The following is a 20245-nucleotide window of genomic DNA, read 5'->3' as shown; positions in this document are numbered from 1 at the left end:
TATGAAAAAAAGTAGTTATCTTTTACAAATAGTTATGATTTTTTCAATTATTGGTACATCACATTTCACTTTTGCCAATAATACCGACCAAATCGAACAAAATTCAAGTCTAAAAGATCCGAGAGTTCCTACACGTTATCTTCCTATAGAAAAGTTATATCAGTCTGGTTCTGTTGGCTTTAGTTTTGTTGATCGAAAAAGTGTTAAACTACACCCATATAACCCTTTAATCAGAACCTATTCACGTATTACCAATTATTCTCCAGCATTATCGCAAGATAAAGAAGGGAGTGAAGAAGGTTTTTCTTATCATTCTATCGTTGTTCAAGAATATGTTAACTGCCATAATTTTGAATATGCTAAGGGGATAACACAATTTTATGAAAATAATTTTGGTGAGGGTCAATTAGAAAATAGTACTCATGAAATTAATCGACTTATATCAACCGAATCCGGCACCAAAGAACGACGTAATCTGCAAGTTATTTGCGCATTACCACTTAATGATTAAAACTATCTTTATCAAAGCGCATATTGCGCTTTGCTATTAAAATAAGTCAATAAATTTGTTCATTAAATTATATTTGATAAAAAACTAATACTTTTTTATTCGTGATAAGATTAATGTTAAACTTATTTTGTCTTTAAGCTATAGGATAACTTATTTATGGAAATAAAAGTATTTCACCAATTAGCCGATACACTATTTGATGAAATTGAACGTGATATTGATACTTTTGCTGAACAATTTGACACCGATATTGATTTTGAAAGTCATGGAAATGTAATCACAATCACCTTTGAAAATAACAATAAAATCATAATTAATACGCAAGAACCTTTATTACAAATTTGGATGGCTACACCACAACAAGGCTATCATTTTGAAAATAAAGAAGGAAATTGGATCTGTAATCGAAGTGGTATACCCTTCAAGCAACTATTTTCTCAATCTGTTATCAATCAAATCAAAGATTAGTTAAAATTAAAGGCGCAATATTTGCGCCTTAATAAATAAAATAAGTAGTGAATAATATACTTATTTCATTTGCTACTTTTATCACTACGTGATAACCCAACAATACCAGAACGTACCATTTCAATGACTTCGCACGTTTCACGGATTGCTGCTAAAAATGACGCTAATTTTTCACTTGTTCCCACTAATTGAACGATGTACTGCGTTGCTTTCACATCAACAATAGAACCACGAAAAATATCAACACAACGTTTAACTTCTTCCCTTGCTTGTGAACCTTTGGCTGCAATTTTGATTAGCATAATTTCCCGTTCTACATGGGGGCCTTCTGTTAGATCATAAACGCGATAAACATCCACTAATTTATGCAATTGTTTTTGAATCTGTTCTAATACATGCGCATCACCTGTTGTTTTAATTGTCATTCGCGACATTGTAGGATCTTCTGTTGGAGCTGTCGTTACACTTTCAATATTAAAACCACGTTGAGAAAATAATCCTATCACTCGTGATAACGCACCAGGTTCATTTTCAATTAAAATCGATAATATATAATGCATTAAGTTCTCTCCGTTTTGCTTAACCACATTTCATTCATAGCTCCACCACGAATCTGCATTGGATAAACGTGTTCGGTAGCATCAGTCATTACATCCACAAAAACTAATTTATCTGTTATCGAAAGCGCTTTTTTCATTAACGGCTCAAGATCACTTCGTTTTTTAATGGAAATACCTACGTGTCCATACGCCTCGGCTATTTTGGCAAAATCCGGCAGTGATTCCATATATGAGCTTGAGTGTCGACCTGCATAAATCATATCTTGCCATTGCTTCACCATACCTAAGAAACGATTATTTAAGTTTAAAATTAAAATAGGTAAATCGTATTGCAAGGCTGTCGATAATTCTTGAATATTCATTTGAATACTTCCATCACCGGTCACACAAACTACTCGATCTTTAGGAAAAGCCAATTTAACACCTAAAGCAGCTGGAAAACCAAAGCCCATCGTTCCTAGTCCACCAGAAGTAATAAAATGACGAGGTTTATCAAATGGGTAATAAAGTGCGGTAAACATTTGATGTTGCCCTACATCAGTTGCAACATAGGCATCACCTTTTGTCAGTTTATAAAGTAATTCTAATGCTTCCTGAGGCTTAATAAGTTCACCTTCTGTACTATAAGACAAACAGTGCTTCGCGCGCCAATGTTCAATTTGTTTCCACCAATTAATCAAAGCATCTAAGTCAATATGTGACTTATCTTCAGCTAGCTGTTCTAACATACTTTCAATTACGAATTTAGCATCACCAACTACAGGTACTGTTGCAGCAACGGTTTTAGAAATTGAAGTAGGATCAATATCAACATGAACGACCTTGGCATCTGGACAATATTTATCAAGATTATTTGTGGTTCGATCATCAAACCTTACACCTACTGCCAAAATCACATCAGCATGATGCATAGCCATATTTGCTTCATATACACCATGCATACCAAGCATACCAAGATTTTGCTTATGGGTACCAGGAAAAGCACTAATTCCCATTAAAGTTGTTGTAACCGGTAAATTTAATTTTTCTGCAAGATCACGCACTTGACTTTCAGCATTGGCTGAAATAATTCCTCCACCAATATATAGAACAGGTTTTTTCGCTGATAAAAGAACCTTCAATGCCTTTTTAATTTGTCCTTTATGTCCTTGTACGGTAGGATTATAAGAACGCATATTTACAGATGTTGGATAATTATAAGTATATTTTACTGCTGGATTCATTACATCTTTCGGTAAATCAATAACAACCGGCCCTGGGCGACCAGTAGAAGCAATATAAAATGCTTTTTTTATTGTTTCAGGAATATCTTCGGTACGTTTAATTAGAAAGCTATGTTTGACTACAGGGCGAGATATTCCAATCATATCGCATTCCTGAAATGCATCATTACCAATGAGATGACTAGCAACCTGCCCTGAAATAACGACCATGGGTACAGAATCCATATATGCAGTAGCAATACCTGTTATTGTATTTGTCGCCCCAGGACCTGAAGTTACAAGGACAACACCAACATTACCTGTTGCACGAGCATAACCATCGGCCATATGAACGGCTGCTTGCTCATGTCTTACCAATACATGCTCAATTCCACCAAGAGTATGTAAAGCATCATAAATATCTAATACACTCCCCCCGGGATAACCAAAAATTTGCTTTACTCCTTGATCCACCAAAGACTGAACTACCATCTCTGCGCCTGACAATTTTGCCATGCAACCCTCCAATATTATTTTAAAATTAGAATATCTTTATTTTACCCATAGATTATATGATTTAACAAAAATTGTTAAGTAAATATCCCAGAGTTTGGCTAGGATTAAAGAAGCTTTTTATAAATCACTTTTGATAAAAACAATTTATCAATTTGGAACCCTATTTGTAATAACATAATGTCGACTCATGATAATGATTATCTATCGAAGTTAAAAATACATATTACTTAACACCTGTTATAATTACAGGCACTATGAAAAATTGAAGGAATATTATGCAGATCTGGATTGATGCCGATGCATGCCCAAATCCCATCAAAGAAATTATTTATCGCATTGCTAATCGAGAACAAATCAATGCAATTTTTGTTGCAAACCAATGGCTTAAATTACCAAAATCATCATTTATAAAAATGCAGCTAGTTGCAAAAGGATATGACATTGCTGATTTAGCAATTATCAATCAGGTTCAACCTAATGACCTTGTTATCACAGCAGATATTCCTTTAGCGGCTGAATTATTAAATAAAGGTGCTAACGTCATTAATTTTCGCGGACAGCGCTATACACTTGAAACAATCAAAGAAACATTAATAATGCGTGATTTTATGGAAACCATGCGAGCTAGTGGTTTTCAAACTGGTGGTCAATCCCCTTTTTCAAACAAGGATCGACAAAACTTTGTTAATCAAATAGATAAATTAATTTCTCAACGCAATAAGGAGTAATGATTTGATAACTATCTATGGCATAAAAAATTGTGATACGATGAAAAAAGCTTTTAAATGGCTTGATGAACATCACATAGATTACCACTTTCATAACTATAAAGTTGAAGGTATCACTGATGACCAATTACAGATTTTCTTTCATTCGTTAGGTTGGAAAAATGTTTTGAATCAAAGAGGAACCACTTGGCGTAAACTTGACGAGGCCATACGTAAAAGTGTAATAGATGAACAGACTGCAATTGCCGTAATCCAACAAAATTTATCAATCATAAAACGCCCCATTATCACCAAAGGGAATAAAGTCTTAGCTGGCTTTTCTTCTGAATTATATCAACATTTTTTTGAGAACTAATCCATGTCTGAATCTGTCATTGAACTTACGAAAAAATTAATAGAACAAAAATCAATTAGTCCTGATGATAAAGCTTGTCAATCCATTATTATTGAGCGACTTAAAGCTTTAAATTTTACAATTGAAGAATTCAATTTCAATAAAACTAAAAATTTATGGGCTTATCATGGAGAAGGTGAAACAATTTTATTTGCCGGTCATACGGATGTTGTCCCTGCTGGTGATGAAACTAAATGGCGATTTCCACCTTTTCAAGCAACCATCGACGAACAAGGTAATTTATACGGACGTGGTGCGGCTGATATGAAAAGCGGTGTTGCAGCGATGATCTGTTCTGTTGAAGAATATATTAAATGCAATCCTAATCATAAAGGCCGTATTGCATTTTTATTAACATCAGATGAAGAAGCCGATGCTACAGATGGTACGACTAAAGTAGTCGATATTTTAATGCAACGTCAAGAACGTATTGATTATTGCATTGTTGGCGAACCATCAAGTAATAAAATTGTTGGAGATCAAATAAAGAACGGTCGCCGTGGTTCAATCACCGCAAATTTAGTCATTCATGGAATTCAAGGTCATGTTGCTTATCCTCATTTAGCTGATAATCCAGTTCATCGCTTTGCACCCGTACTATCTGATTTAGTAAATACAACTTGGGATAATGGTAATAGCTATTTTCCACCCACTTCAATGCAAATAGCCAATATCAATGGCGGAACTGGCGCCGAGAATGTTATTCCCGGAGAATTAAAAGTACAGTTTAATTTTCGCTTTAGTAGTGAGCTTTCCGATGAAATAATCAAACATCGAGTTGAATCTATCCTTAATCAACATCAAGTTAATTATACTCTAAAATGGCGTCTTTCCGGTCATCCTTTTCTAACTCCTCAAGGTAAACTGACCGATATAACTTGCCAAGCTATTAAACAGGTGATGAATATTAAATGTGAACTTTCAACAAGTGGTGGAACTTCTGATGGCAGATTCATTGCTAAAATGGGCTGTCAAGTCATTGAATTAGGCGTAACAAATGGAACGATTCATAAAGTTAATGAACATGTACCGTGTAATGACATTATCAATTTAAAAAAGATTTATCACGAGATACTCGTACAATTGTTAGGTAAATAAGATGATGGAATGGTTTAAAGATTATTGGTGGATAATTTTAATTTTATTAGCGGGTATATTTATTAGCGCAATAAAAGACCTAAATAAAACTTCATTTAAGGCGTATTTAAAAAAGAAAGATCATAAAGCCATTAATAATAATGATTTACCTAATCCTAATAAAAATGACGATAAATCATAATATTCTATTAGCGATATTATTCTATAATTCACCGAATATTAAAGGTAATTATAAAATAATATCGCTAATTGTATTTAAATGATTCTATTTTGAATATAGTATAAATAAGACAGAGCAAATCAAGAACTATAATATAATCAGTCCACTATTCTTATCTATTAAAACGTTCGTACTTTTGTACGATTTCGTTATTGAGAAATTTCCCCAATTTTATTCAATAAGGTTGTGATACGCTCTTGCCAAATATTTTGCTCATGTTTTAACTTTTCATTTTCCGCCTGTAAATTTTTGACTGTATCAGCTTCATCATTAATTAGCTGTTCTAAATCATTATTTTTTTGTTGAAGCGTATTAATTTCATTTTGTAAGGTTTTGATAGTACCAACTGCATGCTGAATTTTTGCTTCTAATTGATTAAGTATTTCTAAAGACATAGTGATCCTCAACAATGATTATTTGTGTATAATAGCGCTATTATAACGAATTACTTTTAAATCTACACTTATTAAAATCATTTATGGAGAATTTTATGCGTAAACCACTCGTTATGGGTAACTGGAAACTCAATGGTAGCAAACAAATGGCTTTAGATCTTGTTACAGGTCTAAAAAAAGAACTTACGGGAGTTGAGGGTTGTGATATAGCTATTGCACCTCCAGTAGTTTATTTAGATTATGTGCAAAAATTATTGAGTGATTCTAAAATCATTTTAGGTGCGCAAAATGTTGATACCCACCTATCAGGTGCATATACAGGTGATATATCAGCTGCAATGCTTAAAGAAACTGGTGTAACTCATGTTATTATTGGACACTCTGAACGTCGAACATATCACAAAGAGTCAGATCAGTTTATCGCACAAAAATTTGGCATTTTAAAAGAAAACAACCTTGTTCCTGTATTATGTATTGGTGAAACTGAAGCTGAAAATGAAGCAGGTCAAACTGAAGCTGTTTGTGCAAAACAAATTGATGCAATTATCGATCTATTAGGCGTTAAGGCATTTAATAATGCGGTTATTGCTTATGAGCCTATTTGGGCTATTGGTACCGGCAAGTCTGCAACCCCTGCACAAGCACAAGCTGTTCATAAATTTATTCGTGATCATATTGCTAAGTTAGATGCAAATGTTGCTCAACAAGTTATTATTCAATATGGCGGTTCTGTTAATGATAAAAATGCAGCTGAGCTATTTACTCAACCTGACATTGATGGTGCTTTAGTAGGTGGTGCATCATTAAAAGCGGATGCCTTTGCTGTTATTGTTAAAGCGGCAGCTAAAGCGAAAAGTAAATAATTGATATCTTTCCTTTGTAATAAGGCAGTAAATAATTCATATTTACTGCCTTTTTTACTCTTCAATACTTTAGTAAGGTATAAAATAGATTAATAACAAATTATTACATAAAACAATTAAAAAAAATCTATTTAATAAATAGATAAAGAATTAAAGAGTTAACGGAAATATCAAGAACACTATTTTTTATATCGACTTGGCCAGATAACCTCTATAGGAACATTTAAATATTCAGAAATAATTTTTTCATATTTTGGGCAATGACGATATAATGCATTTCTCAGTGTATCAGCTTGTAAACCATTTGAACGAGACAATTCTCGCAAACTTCCACCTCTGATTTTGATTTCTCCAACAACTCTTGAAGGTAACCAATCTTGATCTTGTACTCCCATTGTGAGATCCTCTTATTATGTATATAGATATAGTTATGATTATCGTTGTAAAATATTAACTACGTGTGAATATAAATTGAGTAAAAAGAATACCACACTAAAAGACGAATTTAAACAAAAAAATACACTTTTTTACATAGAAAAGCACAAATAAACATAAGTAAGTTGGATGAAAAATGAATGAAAATAAAAAAATAACATTATTTGATCTTGAAAAACAAAAGATTTTAGAAGAATCGGGTGTTATTGAATTTAAGAATAGACTTTCATTAGCACAAGAAGGCATGTCAGGTAATGCTTTTGCTAAAAAAGTGGGAATGTCTGAAGCTGTAATTCGGGACTACCTTTCTGGAAAAACGTATCCATCATTAAATCGTTTAGCACAAATAGCAAAAAGTTGCGATATATCAATAGAATGGTTGGCAACCGGGCGTGGTGAATGTCGTTTATTATCTAACACTCTAACGACTCAAATAGTCCATATTCCTGCTTACCAAGAATCAAAATCATCACTTTTGCAAGATGAAACATCAAATACAAACAATAGATCGAATCCAATCAGTAAAATATCTTTTGATTTAAGATGCATAAAGACTCATGATTTTGATATAAATGATCTTTATGTCTATTGGGCAAAAGGCGACTCTATGGCCCCCACTATTGCCAATAATGATACGATAATCATAGATACTGGTCATACACAATTATTTGATGGTTATTTGTATATTGTAGAGTATGGCGATGCATTAAGCATAAAAAGGATACAAAATCATGGAAAATATCTTTTGCTTATTCCTGACAACGATAAATACCAATCAATTAAAATAGACAAAGCACTTTGTAATCAAGAACTTAAAATTATTGGTAAAGTCATTGCCATTTTAAAAGATCTTTCTTGAATACCAAAATTTCTTATCGTTTTGTTAGATTTTAAGGAATTATATTAAACTTAATAATTACATAACTATTAGCTAATAGAAAATCGCTAATAGTTATGTAATTTCCTAACAAAATAGCCCTAAAGAATAATTTCATATTTTTAAAACTAAAAATTCAGCTCTTAAAGCATTCATGTTAGAATTGTTAGTAATTTTTTTCTTTTTATATCTTATAGTAATTTGTTATGTCACTAAATATTACGCGTAATGCTATCAATTCAAACACAAAAGTTATCGTTGGTATGTCGGGCGGTGTAGATTCGTCTGTTTCTGCTTACTTACTCCAACAACAAGGTTATGAAGTTGTTGGGCTCTTTATGAAAAACTGGGAAGAAGATGATAATGAAGAGTATTGTTCGGCTGCCACTGATCTTGCAGATGCACAAGCTGTTTGCGATAAATTAGGAATTAAGTTACTAACTATTAACTTTGCGGCTGAATATTGGGATAATGTTTTTGAACATTTCTTAGCGGAATATCGTGCGGGTCGCACACCTAATCCTGATATATTATGTAATAAAGAAATCAAATTCAAAGCATTTCTTGACTATGCAGCAGAGGATTTAGGTGCTGATTATATTGCAACAGGTCACTATGTCCGAAAAGGCGAATATAATGGTAAAGTTCAATTACTCCGAGGGCTAGACAAAAACAAAGATCAAAGTTATTTTTTATATACTTTAAGTGAAGCCCAAATTAGTAAGTCATTATTTCCGGTCGGTGAACTTGAAAAACCACAAGTTAGAAAAATCGCTGAGGAATTGGGATTAGTTACAGCTGCCAAAAAAGACTCTACAGGCATTTGTTTTATTGGTGAGCGTAAATTCCGTGATTTTCTTGCCCGCTACCTACCTGCTCAATCTGGTCTAATTCGTTCTGTTGACGGTGAAGTTATCGGAGAACATCAAGGTTTGATGTATCATACTTTAGGACAACGTAAAGGTTTAGGAATTGGTGGGCTAAAAAATGCAGAAGAAACGCCTTGGTATGTTGTAGATAAAGATGTTGAGCATAATGAACTTATTGTAGCACAAGGCTATGATCATCCTACCCTATATTCAGGTGGATTAATTGCCGGGCAATTGCATTGGGTCGATCGCCAACCAATTAGAAAGACAATTAACTGTACTGTGAAAACACGTTATCGACAACAAGATATCCCATGTCAAATAAATCCAATTGATGACGAACATATTGAGGTCATTTTTGATCAACCTATCGCCGCGGTCACACCTGGTCAATCTGCTGTTTTTTATTTAGGTGAAGTATGTTTAGGTGGTGGTATTATTGAGGAAAGAATATTACGTCAAGGATAAATTAATCAATAATAAATTGAAACAAAGCATGAGAAAATTAACATGAATGATAAATATCATCATATTGCAATTGCATTGGCCGGCGTTTGCCAAAGTGCACTTTTAATACCTCAATTAGCTAATAGTGGTCAAGCTGACTCACGTTTATATCACATATCGTTAATAAGTATTTTTAATACGTCTCCAAGTACAACTGAATCAGTATTTGGCGGATTGAATAATGTTCAAATTGGATTGCAATGTTTAAAACAATTACTTTCTAATAATCAACAAAGTAAAGTTGAAGTAATGCGGTATGTATTTGGCAGTATAGGACTGGCAACCAGATTAATAAAAAAAACGGATGGCTTAGAACAAATCGGACAACGGCTAGAACATATAAAATCGCTTTATACGAATCATTTTGATGAAGCAATTGATGAACATCATGACCAAATTTCCTACTCTTTAGCTGGTATTTATTCTGATATTATTAGTCCGTTAGCTTCAAAAATTCAAGTTAGAGGTAAAGTAGAATATCTACAAAACTCATTAGTACAAGCTAAAGTTCGGACTGCGCTATTCGGTTGCATTAGATCAGCCATATTGTGGTATCAAGTTGGTGGCAATCGTTGGCACTTTTTATTTGCTAGAAAGAAAATCTTAAAAGCAATCGATGAGATTTTACTAAAGTAAATTAATGATTCATAACAATCCTATTAACACTATAAGTTTGACTAAAAATGGAGCAAACCAATGGAATTATCTGCACTAACAGCCCTCTCCCCGATTGACGGTCGTTATGGTGACAAAACACTAGAACTCAGACCTATTTTTAGTGAATATGGGTTAATAAAATATCGTGTAATAGTCGAAATAAGATGGTTACAACAATTATCTGCACATGAAGCAATCACTGAAGTACCTTCTTTCGATGAGACAACTAATCAATTACTAAATGACATTATTACAAACTTCAATGAAAGTGATGCTTTGCAAATAAAGGAAATCGAAAAAACGACCAACCATGACGTTAAAGCTGTTGAGTATTTCCTTAAAGAAAAAACTGCTAACAATACTACCTTAGCTAACATTGCAGAATTTATCCATTTTGCTTGTACTTCTGAAGATATAAATAATCTTTCATATTCATTAATGCTAAAAACAGCTAGAAATGAAGTTATTATTCCTTATTGGACTAGAATTATTGATATATTAAAAGAAAAAGCACATTTATATCAAAATATTCCATTACTCTCACGAACTCACGGTCAACCGGCTACACCTTCAACTATAGGTAAAGAATTTGCTAACGTTGTTTACCGTTTACAACGTCAATTAAAACAACTTCAATCCGTCGAGATTTTAGGGAAAATTAATGGTGCAACAGGTAATTATAATGCACACATGGTTGCCTATCCCGAGATTAATTGGCATCAATTTAGTCAACAATTTGTCGAATCATTAGGATTAACTTGGAATCCTTATACCACCCAAATTGAGCCTCATGACTTTATTGCCGAATTTTTTGATTGTATTGCTCGCTTTAATACCATTATGATCGATCTTAACCGTGATATATGGGGATACATTGCATTAAACCACTTTAAACAAAAAACAATTGCTGGTGAAATAGGTTCCTCAACGATGCCACACAAGGTTAACCCAATTGATTTTGAAAATTCCGAAGGTAATTTAGGAATTGCTAACGCGATTATGCAACACCTCGCTAGCAAATTACCGATTTCACGTTGGCAACGAGATTTAACCGATTCAACGGTTTTACGTAACCTTGGTGTGGGTTTAGGCTATGCCTTGATCGCATATCAATCTACGCTAAAAGGATTGAATAAGTTAGAAGTAAACCAAGCAAATTTATTAGCAGAACTTGATCGTAACTGGGAAGTGCTCGCAGAGCCAATTCAAACGGTAATGCGTCGTTATGGTATTGAAAAACCATATGAAAAACTAAAAGAGTTAACACGTGGAAAACGTGTCGATGCCTTAGGTATGCAACAATTTATTGAAGGATTACCATTACCTGACCACGAAAAACAACGCCTAAAACAACTTACCCCTGCTAATTATATTGGTTACTCAGTAGAATTAGTCGATAAGTTGTAATCATAATTATATCTGACCATATACTGGTCAGATATACTCAAAGATTTAAAAAAAATAATTTACAGAATATTTAATTATCATCGTTTTAGCATCACTTTAGGATATTGAAAAAGGAAAGATTGTGCACAATAACACTATTAAAATTGCAACGCGTAAAAGTCCGTTAGCATTATGGCAAGCAAATTATGTAAAAACACAATTAACGCACTTTCATCCCGATTTATGTGTTGAATTAGTACCTATGGTGACGCAGGGTGATATATTACTTGATAGTCCATTATCTAAAATTGGCGGTAAAGGACTCTTTGTTAAACAACTTGAAGTCGCACTATTAAATGGTGAAGCAGATATTGCAGTCCATTCAATTAAAGATATTCCAACTAACTTTCCAAGTGGACTAACCCTAACAACTATATGTGCCCGTGATGAAATCCGAGATGCTTTCGTGTCTAACCATTATGAAAGTTTAGATACATTACCAGCTGGGGCTATCGTTGGAACATCAAGTTTAAGGCGTCAATGCCAACTTAAAGCAAGGTATCCTCATCTAATCATAAAAGATCTACGTGGTAATGTAGGTACACGCTTATCAAAACTAGATAAAAATGAATATGATGCTATCATATTGGCTGCTGTTGGACTAAAAAGACTTAATTTAATTGAACGTATAAAACAATTTATCCCAATTGAAATAATGTTACCAGCAGTAGGACAAGGTGCTATCGGGATAGAGTCACGTGTTAATGATAGCCGAATTAACAACTTACTTAATCCTCTTGATGATGAAAAAACTCGATGTTGCATCATCGCAGAAAGAGCAATGAACCAACATTTAAATGGAAGTTGTCAAGTTCCAATTGCTGCCTATTCAATTTTAAATGGTAATCGTCTTACCCTTCGTGGATTAGTTGGGAGTACTAATGGTAAGTATTTGATTAGTAAACAAATTAGTGGTGATAAACATTCCCCTCAAGAAATTGGAATTTGTTTAGCTGAACAATTACTAGCGCTTGGCGCTGACGAGATTTTGGCTCAGATTTGATGTAATTGTTTATTATTGGATTGATAAATTAGATCGACTATGATTATTATTACGCGACCATCGCCCTACGGTGAGACATTAACTAAAATATGCCAGACGGCAGGATTTGCTGCTAAGCATTTACCATTTTTTAAGATTAGTGCCGGTCCGGATTTACCAATCTTGCAACATAAACTCAATGCATTGAATGATAATGACATCGTTATTGCAACATCTCCACAGGTAATTGAGCAAATAAATCAATATTCAATGTTGATCCAATTCCCTACAACTATTCAATATTTTGCAGTAGGTCAGCAAACAGCAACATTATTCAGTCAATTAACGAAGAAGAAGGTAATATCACCTTCATTTAACGAAAGTAGTGAAGGATTATTAAATTATCTAGTAGAACGTAATATATCAGTAACTAATCGTAATATTTTGATTTTATGCGCTAAAAATGGAAAAACGTTATTAAAAGACGTTTTACTATCACGACGTGCTAATGTTGAAAATATTTATATATATCATAAAGATAGGATTCTTCATTCTAATACAATACTTGACGATAATGCCGATAAATTGTCTAATATAAATATAATAGCAATAACTAGTCAGGCACACTTACTAGAATTAGAGCATTATTGCCAAAATAAACAAAAATCTCAATTCACATTGATTGTAACAAGAAAGCAAATAAAACAACTAGCAGAAACATTAGGATGGAAAAGAGTCTATTTGGCTATAAACGCTAATAATTATAATCTATTTAGAACCATTTCCACCTTATGTAGTAACGAAACAATAGTAAATACCTTGGATGAAAATTTATCATGGTAAAAAACAACACCCTATTAGCTAACCAACATTTAATAAGTGCGAATGCTACTTTATCAAATATCAGCACAGTTAATAATTATTCATTAAATGATAAAGATAGTAAGCTCATTGACTCATCGCTATCAACTTCTGAGTACCAAAATATGAAAAAGCCAGCAAACAAAGCCACCAAAGAATCAACTCCAGAGAAAAATGGTAAAAATTCTAATCTGTCACAAGACCAATCCGTTTCACCAAATCAAAAAACTAATACTAAAGTACCCATTTCGAAATTATCTATTATCGCTATCGCATTGACTTTATGTTTAGGAGGCTTTCTCTATTATCACGCACATTTGCAGGCAGAGCGACAAAAACAAATTATTAATCAATTACAATCTGAGTTAACAAACCTTAAACAAACGGTGACGCAATCGGTAAATGATGAAATATCGACAAAATTGGATAACGCTTTGACCAATCAAAAGCAACAATTAACTGATCTAACAAATAAAATCCACCAACAATTATCAGATCAAACTCAATCTCAACAACAATTTTTCACTAAAACCAATGACGCGTTGAGAGTTTCTGAAAATAATATTGTTCAACTCAATGAACATATTGCCGCACTATCTACTACTAATAATAATGTATGGTTAATTTCACAGGCTAATTATTTAGTCAATCTCGCTGGACGTAAAATTTGGAATGATCAAGATTATACGACTGCAAGATTATTATTGAAAAATGCTGATACTAGCCTCGCACAAGCAAATGATCCAAGCTTATTACCTGCACGACAGGCTATTAATCAAGATATTGCAGCACTATCAGCTATTAGTTTCACAGATTTCGATGGAATAGAGATTCAATTAATGAATTTAGCTGATACAGTTAGTCAATTACCCTTACTTGATCAATTAACAGGAAAAATAATTAATAATAAACAGCTAAGTTCAAATAACCCTTCTGTCGATGATCAAAAGTCATCCTCTTCAAATTGGTATCAAAATTTAGTAAAAACATCTAAATCATTCTTAAGTCAATTTATTCAAGTCGAGAAATACGATAGTTTTAATGAATGTATAGCTAAAGCAGGACAAAACAAAGAGTTAATTAATGAATGTCAAACACATAATGCTATGATTATGCCTGAACACGCTCCTTATTTGAGGGAAAATATCAAATTAAAACTCTTAATTGCAGCCCAAGCTGTTCCACGACATCAAGAAACCATTTATCAGCAAGCACTCAAGGATGCAATAACAGCATCTAATACCTATTTTGATCATAATTCAGCATCAGTAAAAGCGTTTATAAGTGAATTAAATAAGCTGCAACATCAAACAATTAATAATCAAAATGTTCCGCAACAACTTGCTAGCTACGAGGAATTAAATAAATTAATGCAAGTTCGTGTCCGAGCTATGTTGAATAATTAGGAGATAACGATGCTACGTATTTTAATTATAATTATGGTACTTATGATAGGTATCATTGTTGGTCCTATGTTATCCGGTCATCAAGGTATGGTACTTATTCAAATGCAAGGTTATCGGATAACCATGAGTGTGACCACGTTTGTCATAGTAGAAATCGTACTATTTAGTATAGTTTATTTTATTTATATTGTACTAAAGGCTATTTTCAATTCACATTCAATATTAAGCGAATGGCTTGATTATGGTTCCTCTAAAAAAGCGACTAAACGATTTGAAGCAGCACAACTATCTTTATTGGAAGGTGATACCAATAAGGCAATTAAATTATTAGATAAGAGTGCAAGATTCAAAAACAATCGAACTTTATCTCATTTGCAGGCAGCTCAAATTGAAATCGATCATAATCATTTAGAACAAGCCAGTTCACATATCCAACAGATTAACCAACCTTGCCCTAGTGAATATCAATTTGCTTTTAGTCTAATACAATTAAAATTGCAATTAAAATTACAACAGTATGAATCAGCTTATGAAAATGTCGAAAAACTGTTAGACAAACAACCTAGAAATCCAGAGGTTCTTCGTCTAGCTTACCAATTTTTTACTGAAACTCGAAATTTTCAGGAAATTATTGAGTTATTACCAGCCATGTTTAAAACAGAAATCTATCCAGCAGATCAATTAACACAAATCGAACACCAAGTTTATGCTGCTAGGATTAACCAATTGGCAGGAAGTGTTACCCCGGGTGAATTACTTGCTTGGTGGAATGAACAACCTAAAACAATTCGTCGAAATAATGATTTAAAAGGACAAGTTGAAGTTTATTTAGGGCATCAGATTAAATAAATTTAATTATTACATTCGCCTGATTAAGTTACTATAAAAGTGAGTAAATATACTCATTGTCAGATTTACTAAAAAATCATTTAGTTAGCTCATATCTTGTTTAGAACATGAGCTAACTATAAATAATTGATCCTGAGTGATTTATTCGGAAATAATATGATTTTCCCAGTGAATAACATCCTTCTCATATACAATACGATTTTTAATTAAAACGCCTTTTTTACGCATCATTTTTTTATCGCCTGTGATTAAAGGATGCCATTCTGGTAAGGTTTTATGCTGCTCAAAATAACGATAAGCACAAGTTTTAGGTAACCATTCAATGGTTAAAAGATTTTCTCGTGTTAGTTTGATACAATCAGGTTCATATTTGAATCGGTCAACATAATGACGGCATTGCCCTGTACGGATATCTAGTTGATTGCAAGCTACATTGGTATAGAGAATCTCGTTAGTATCTTCATCAAGCAATTTATTTAGGCAACAACGTCCACAACCATCACATAATTGTTCCCATTCTTCATCGCTCATCTGCGATAAGGTTTTATTATGCCAAAATGGAGTTGTCATTATATTATTTCCCTGCATGAATATTGATGGTGTTATCAACTAGACTATCCGCTAACATTCCAACACTAATAGCAAAATGATATGAGCGATTCCAATGCATTAATGTTTTAAAATTATTAAATACTAAATAACCTTCACGACTGCCTTCATCAGGAATGATCAGCCAAGCTTTGGTCTGAGTATTTATAATCATTTTATTATCGCTTTGTTTGATACCAAGTTTTAACCAATCTGCAACTGGTTTTACCTTGTCATTATCTAAACCTACTAGATTAAGATCTAAATTTTCAGGTAGATTGACTTTGAAACCCCAACTTTCTTTTTCTTTCCAGCCAATTGTAGCTAAGTAATTACCTGTCGATGCAAAAATATCTGACATATTTGTCCAAATATCTACTTTACCATCGCCATCACCATCCAGCCCATAAGCAAGGTATGAAGATGGCATAAATTGATTTTGCCCCATTGCACCAGCCCAAGAGCCTTTAAATTCTGTTTTCTTAATATGCCCATTTTCTAAAATTCTAAGTGCTGCCATTAACTCTTTTAAGAAAAACTGTTCACGCCGACCATCAAAGGCTAAAGTTGATAAAGCAGAAATGATATCCTCTTTACCTTGATATTTTCCATATCCACTTTCCACACCCCATAAGGCCAATATATAGTTTTGAGGGACATGAGTTAATAAGGTTGCCTCACTAAGTTGCGAATGATATTTTATAAATTTCTGTTTAGCTAATTTAATTCTCTCTTGAGAAACAGTTCGGGATAAATAATCATTAATCGATGATTTTTTTTCAGGTTGATTTTTATCAGCATTTACAACATGCTCAATATAGTAAACTTTGTCGAAAGCCACATTAATTGTTTGGCTATTGATACCTTGAGATTTCGCATAATTTTTTAATAAACCAACATAATCACCAAAATAGCGCTCTTCTCTTGGTTTATCAAAAGTAATAGTTGAGTCACTTTGTTCAATAGTTTTTGATTTATTTTCACATCCTGCGACCAAAATCACAAATACCATGGACAGAAAGATTTTAGCAAATTTCATTAATGCTCCTTTTATTTCTAGTCATAATTGTGATTAAACAATAAAATCATCATCTTTCAACATTTGTAAAAAGAAACCGTCATCTGTTATTTTTTGTTCAATTTCTTTAGCGTTGCCAGCCACAAATTGACGTTTGCCATCTAATAAAACCTTCATAGCAAAAATAGGTTGCCCAAATGCTTTCATCAAGACTTCAGGTACTCTTGAAAAATCATTTTCTTTATCGATATACAAATAACTATTTTCTTTTTTGGTACTTCGATAAATATAACACCATTTCATAAACTAACTTCCTCATTGATAACTTGTTTGATTATAAACAATTAATATCAACTTTAACCACAACTTTACGAATTTTTGCTAATTGCTGATTTATTGCACACAAAGGTTTATGTAACTCACCCGGATAGAAAATAACAAAATCGTTGGCGTGTGCGATAAACATTGTTTCTTCTGAAGGGGTTTTAACAAAAGCTATATCATCTTGAATAAGACGATCTTCAATGACTTCTGTGTGAGCTGGTAAAGCCGAAAATGCCATACCTTCCGCTCCATTTAACACAATTTGAATATCAATATAACGACGGTGATATTCGGGATTTGCATCAGTAGCAAGACGCGTAGAATTATCTGAGACCATAAAGAAAATATTTTCGTCGATCTCATAGCGTCCTAATGGGGTGTTAGCATTAACGTTATCACGTACATACTCAATAGCATTTTTTAATTTTTGAGGTAGATAAGGAATACGATCTAGATGTTCGATATTGCCAATAATCATTAGTTGTAATCTCCATAATTTCTATATTTTTATAGCTATATTTAGTATTGATAGGCTATCACTTCGACACACAATTTTATTTAGACAAATACGATAATTACAATCGATTTGACTAGTGAGTTCCTTAACTACTAAATGTAAATTTTAATTGGTAACCATAAATCGTCTATTTTCAGTAATTAACTGCAAAAAAGTCGATAATCCAATTTTTTGATGATGCAATTGCTTATCATTAGTATCATAAATTTGATAATAACCTGAGCCATTTATCACTATGGTTCTTTCTGGATATAGTGCAGCAATTTCATTCTCTTTTCCGGCAATTAACCATTGACGTTGGTTTGATGTAAAAAGGTTTTCCCCTTGACTGTATTGCTTATACGGCGTTGTTACATTGAGTGCATCTTGCATTAAAGTGAGCATTATATCGACATGTGAAGTCGGTCTCGAAATCACTTCACTATTTTTATTTGGCCAAGCAATAATTAATGGCACATTTAATGATTGTTTAAGAAAACGTTGATCATGATTTTGTAACCTATTTGCTGCCGTAATAACAATTATAGTATTGGAAAGTGCGTCATCCTTCTGTAAAGTGGCAATAACATTTTCAATATCATCATCAAGTTGTTTCATTTGAGAGTTGAGATTTACTTTATCTCGACCATTAATTTTATATTGAATAAACGAGAACCACGCGGAAGGGTTATTTTTTTGCTTCTGATCAGCATACCAATTTGACCATAATTGTGTGGTACCGGTATTGGTATGTCTGGTTGTATCAGGCATAGAAAAATTAGATAACAGAGCATAATGAAACAACGGATGTGCAAATCCTTCAGATGAAAATAAGCCAAAATTATAGTGCTGTTTAGTTAGTGTATCAATTAAAACTGATGATTTATGACTAGCAAGAATACTATTGTAATAATTGGCGTCTAAACCATAAAATAATGAAAAATCACCTAAATAATTTTGCGTACTAGAACTATAATGTCGAGTAAATTGAATATGTTGACTAGCAAAATCTTGTAATTTTGGCATATTAGAAAGCTGTTCAGGACCATACCAATCATCTACCACAATCATTAACAAATTGTAGCGATTATCAGTTGTTTGATATTTAATTTTTCCTAAGGGATATTCAACAGCAATCGCAAATGGATTACCTTCTTGCTCTATTCGCATTTCATAATTACCAGCTTTAATAAAACCATATTTTTCTAAGAAATGACGAGCAGTAAGTGGATAAGACACCGGTAAACTCGATCGTTGCATCGTAATTGGGCGATAAAAATTAGCATCAGCCCAAATATGAATTAAGTGAGAAGAAATAAAACTTAAAATAAATACACTAATGACGAGGTGAAAATATCGACGTCTTTTATTGAGGCTACGTAATTTTCGCCAGCTCCAAAGTGCAAAAACAGTTTCCAATACCAAAAAAAAGGGCACAAAAATAAACAGTTTTTGCCATTGTGCATTTAACATATTATCATCTGACGAAGTTAACACTTGCCAAATCGAAAAATTTAAATGCATTCTAAAGTAAGAAAAGACCTCAATATCTATTAATAACAATGTCATGGCAACGGTAGCTATGATCACCGCTAATATACGATTCCACTTAATTGAATGAATGATAAAACTCAGAGGAAATATCAATATCAAATAAACTAAAAAGGTTAAAAAACTAAAGTGGCCTATACAACTTATTATGGCGTATAACCGACCCAAAAAAGTGGGTGGCCAATCAGCAATAAAAAGGTAACGACTACCGAAGCCAATTACCCAGAAAATATTAAATAGTGTAAACCAATGTCCCCAACTAATAATTTGTGAACGACGATCGTGATGTAATGAATTATTTTCAAGTTTGACCATACAAAAGGATAGATTTAACTAACTTATGATAAATTAGCCTTATTTTAACTGATTTTAGAAAATCTTTCTGTATATTTTTCGTTATTAATACGATATTTAGTTGAGATTC

Annotated in this window: 24 protein-coding genes; 15 read left to right on the top strand and 9 right to left on the bottom strand. The window is 32.9% G+C overall.

All coding sequences use genetic code 11. The features are described from left to right. Position 1: 1 nt before the first annotated feature. Together FPB0191_RS03745 and cyaY are read left to right on the top strand one after the other, a co-directional pair. Entirely contained in the window at positions 2-511 is a 510-nt protein-coding gene (locus tag FPB0191_RS03745; protein WP_039104141.1) for a surface-adhesin E family protein, read from the top strand. Between the two features lie 156 nt (positions 512-667). Then, positions 668-979, top strand: coding sequence for an iron donor protein CyaY (gene cyaY / locus FPB0191_RS03740; RefSeq protein ID WP_039104138.1), 312 nt, complete (start codon positions 668-670; stop codon positions 977-979). A gap of 65 nt (positions 980-1044) precedes the next feature. Here the strand turns inward: cyaY and ilvN are convergent, their stop codons facing one another. Together ilvN and ilvI are read right to left on the bottom strand one after the other, a co-directional pair. Continuing rightward, positions 1045-1539, bottom strand: a complete 495-nt coding sequence (gene ilvN, locus FPB0191_RS03735; RefSeq protein ID WP_039104136.1) for an acetolactate synthase small subunit — start codon at positions 1537-1539, stop codon at positions 1045-1047. Beyond that, entirely contained in the window at positions 1539-3257 is a 1719-nt protein-coding gene (ilvI, locus tag FPB0191_RS03730; RefSeq protein WP_039104135.1) for an acetolactate synthase 3 large subunit, read from the bottom strand. Before ilvI ends, ilvN begins: the two co-directional genes overlap by 1 nt. Positions 3258-3532: 275 nt before the next feature. Here ilvI and FPB0191_RS03725 point away from each other — a divergent pair, with 275 nt between their 5' ends. Genes FPB0191_RS03725 through FPB0191_RS03710 form a run of 4 tightly spaced genes read left to right on the top strand, consistent with a single transcriptional unit; the run spans position 3533 to position 5658 of the window. Further along, positions 3533-3985: a YaiI/YqxD family protein gene (locus FPB0191_RS03725; RefSeq protein ID WP_039104132.1), complete on the top strand. Its 453-nt coding sequence runs from the start codon at positions 3533-3535 to the stop codon at positions 3983-3985. 4 nt (positions 3986-3989) lie between these two features. Then, positions 3990-4340 carry an ArsC family reductase gene (locus tag FPB0191_RS03720; RefSeq protein WP_039104130.1) on the top strand — a complete coding sequence of 117 codons (351 nt, stop codon included), beginning with the start codon at positions 3990-3992 and terminating at the stop codon, positions 4338-4340. Between the two features lie 3 nt (positions 4341-4343). Further along, complete coding sequence (gene dapE / locus FPB0191_RS03715; protein ID WP_039104129.1) at positions 4344-5477, top strand: succinyl-diaminopimelate desuccinylase; 1134 nt, start codon at positions 4344-4346, stop codon at positions 5475-5477. Position 5478: 1 nt separating this feature from the next. Beyond that, positions 5479-5658: a YpfN family protein gene (locus tag FPB0191_RS03710; RefSeq protein WP_039104128.1), complete on the top strand. Its 180-nt coding sequence runs from the start codon at positions 5479-5481 to the stop codon at positions 5656-5658. Between the two features lie 188 nt (positions 5659-5846). On the opposite strand, the gene zapB is transcribed toward FPB0191_RS03710, so the two are convergent. After that, the gene (gene zapB / locus FPB0191_RS03705) at positions 5847-6092 is read right to left on the bottom strand and encodes a cell division protein ZapB (RefSeq protein ID WP_039104126.1); all 246 of its coding nucleotides are present in this window, start codon (positions 6090-6092) and stop codon (positions 5847-5849) included. A 95-nt stretch (positions 6093-6187) separates the two neighbouring features. On the opposite strand from zapB, the gene tpiA reads away from it, so the two are divergent. Next, positions 6188-6955 carry a triose-phosphate isomerase gene (gene tpiA / locus FPB0191_RS03700; RefSeq protein ID WP_039104125.1) on the top strand — a complete coding sequence of 256 codons (768 nt, stop codon included), beginning with the start codon at positions 6188-6190 and terminating at the stop codon, positions 6953-6955. Positions 6956-7134: 179 nt separating this feature from the next. On the opposite strand, the gene FPB0191_RS03695 is transcribed toward tpiA, so the two are convergent. Next, entirely contained in the window at positions 7135-7350 is a 216-nt protein-coding gene (locus FPB0191_RS03695) for a helix-turn-helix domain-containing protein (RefSeq protein WP_039104124.1), read from the bottom strand. A gap of 176 nt (positions 7351-7526) precedes the next feature. On the opposite strand from FPB0191_RS03695, the gene FPB0191_RS03690 reads away from it, so the two are divergent. The 8 genes from FPB0191_RS03690 to FPB0191_RS03655 all read left to right on the top strand — a co-directional run bounded on the left by FPB0191_RS03690 (position 7527) and on the right by FPB0191_RS03655 (position 15844). Further along, the gene (locus FPB0191_RS03690; protein WP_039104122.1) at positions 7527-8249 is read left to right on the top strand and encodes a LexA family transcriptional regulator; all 723 of its coding nucleotides are present in this window, start codon (positions 7527-7529) and stop codon (positions 8247-8249) included. Between the two features lie 224 nt (positions 8250-8473). Beyond that, positions 8474-9604: a tRNA 2-thiouridine(34) synthase MnmA gene (gene mnmA / locus FPB0191_RS03685; RefSeq protein WP_039104121.1), complete on the top strand. Its 1131-nt coding sequence runs from the start codon at positions 8474-8476 to the stop codon at positions 9602-9604. Between the two features lie 42 nt (positions 9605-9646). Further along, positions 9647-10279 carry a high frequency lysogenization protein HflD gene (gene hflD, locus FPB0191_RS03680; RefSeq protein WP_039104119.1) on the top strand — a complete coding sequence of 211 codons (633 nt, stop codon included), beginning with the start codon at positions 9647-9649 and terminating at the stop codon, positions 10277-10279. A gap of 60 nt (positions 10280-10339) precedes the next feature. Next, on the top strand, positions 10340-11707 hold the full coding sequence (gene purB / locus FPB0191_RS03675) for an adenylosuccinate lyase (protein WP_039104118.1): 1368 nt from the start codon (positions 10340-10342) through the stop codon (positions 11705-11707). Between the two features lie 121 nt (positions 11708-11828). Then, positions 11829-12749, top strand: a complete 921-nt coding sequence (gene hemC / locus FPB0191_RS03670) for a hydroxymethylbilane synthase (protein ID WP_039104117.1) — start codon at positions 11829-11831, stop codon at positions 12747-12749. Between the two features lie 39 nt (positions 12750-12788). Next, complete coding sequence (locus FPB0191_RS03665) at positions 12789-13571, top strand: uroporphyrinogen-III synthase (RefSeq protein WP_039104115.1); 783 nt, start codon at positions 12789-12791, stop codon at positions 13569-13571. Next, positions 13565-14995 (top strand): uroporphyrinogen-III C-methyltransferase, encoded by a 1431-nt coding sequence (locus tag FPB0191_RS03660; protein WP_052236740.1) that lies wholly within the window; start codon positions 13565-13567, stop codon positions 14993-14995. The genes FPB0191_RS03665 and FPB0191_RS03660 overlap by 7 nt, the downstream gene beginning before the upstream one ends. Positions 14996-15004: 9 nt before the next feature. Then, positions 15005-15844, top strand: coding sequence for a heme biosynthesis HemY N-terminal domain-containing protein (locus tag FPB0191_RS03655; protein WP_039104112.1), 840 nt, complete (start codon positions 15005-15007; stop codon positions 15842-15844). A gap of 141 nt (positions 15845-15985) precedes the next feature. Here FPB0191_RS03655 and FPB0191_RS03650 read toward each other — a convergent pair whose 3' ends face one another. The 5 genes from FPB0191_RS03650 to FPB0191_RS03630 form a co-directional block, all read right to left on the bottom strand. Next, positions 15986-16414: a YcgN family cysteine cluster protein gene (locus FPB0191_RS03650; RefSeq protein ID WP_039104110.1), complete on the bottom strand. Its 429-nt coding sequence runs from the start codon at positions 16412-16414 to the stop codon at positions 15986-15988. A gap of 4 nt (positions 16415-16418) precedes the next feature. Beyond that, positions 16419-17471: a lytic murein transglycosylase gene (locus tag FPB0191_RS03645; RefSeq protein ID WP_110021795.1), complete on the bottom strand. Its 1053-nt coding sequence runs from the start codon at positions 17469-17471 to the stop codon at positions 16419-16421. 33 nt (positions 17472-17504) lie between these two features. Beyond that, positions 17505-17753, bottom strand: a complete 249-nt coding sequence (locus FPB0191_RS03640; protein WP_039104109.1) for a YcgL domain-containing protein — start codon at positions 17751-17753, stop codon at positions 17505-17507. Positions 17754-17784: 31 nt separating this feature from the next. Continuing rightward, on the bottom strand, positions 17785-18252 hold the full coding sequence (locus tag FPB0191_RS03635; protein WP_039104107.1) for a NanQ anomerase/TabA/YiaL family protein: 468 nt from the start codon (positions 18250-18252) through the stop codon (positions 17785-17787). A 144-nt stretch (positions 18253-18396) separates the two neighbouring features. Continuing rightward, complete coding sequence (locus FPB0191_RS03630) at positions 18397-20136, bottom strand: DUF3413 domain-containing protein (RefSeq protein ID WP_039104105.1); 1740 nt, start codon at positions 20134-20136, stop codon at positions 18397-18399. Positions 20137-20245: the final 109 nt, after the last annotated feature.

Origin of the sequence: Frischella perrara, from assembly GCF_000807275.1 — a bacterium.
GTDB classification, from domain to species: domain Bacteria; phylum Pseudomonadota; class Gammaproteobacteria; order Enterobacterales; family Orbaceae; genus Frischella; species Frischella perrara.
Note: the sequence above shows the minus strand (reverse complement) of the source record. Positions and strands in the feature narration are given on the sequence as shown.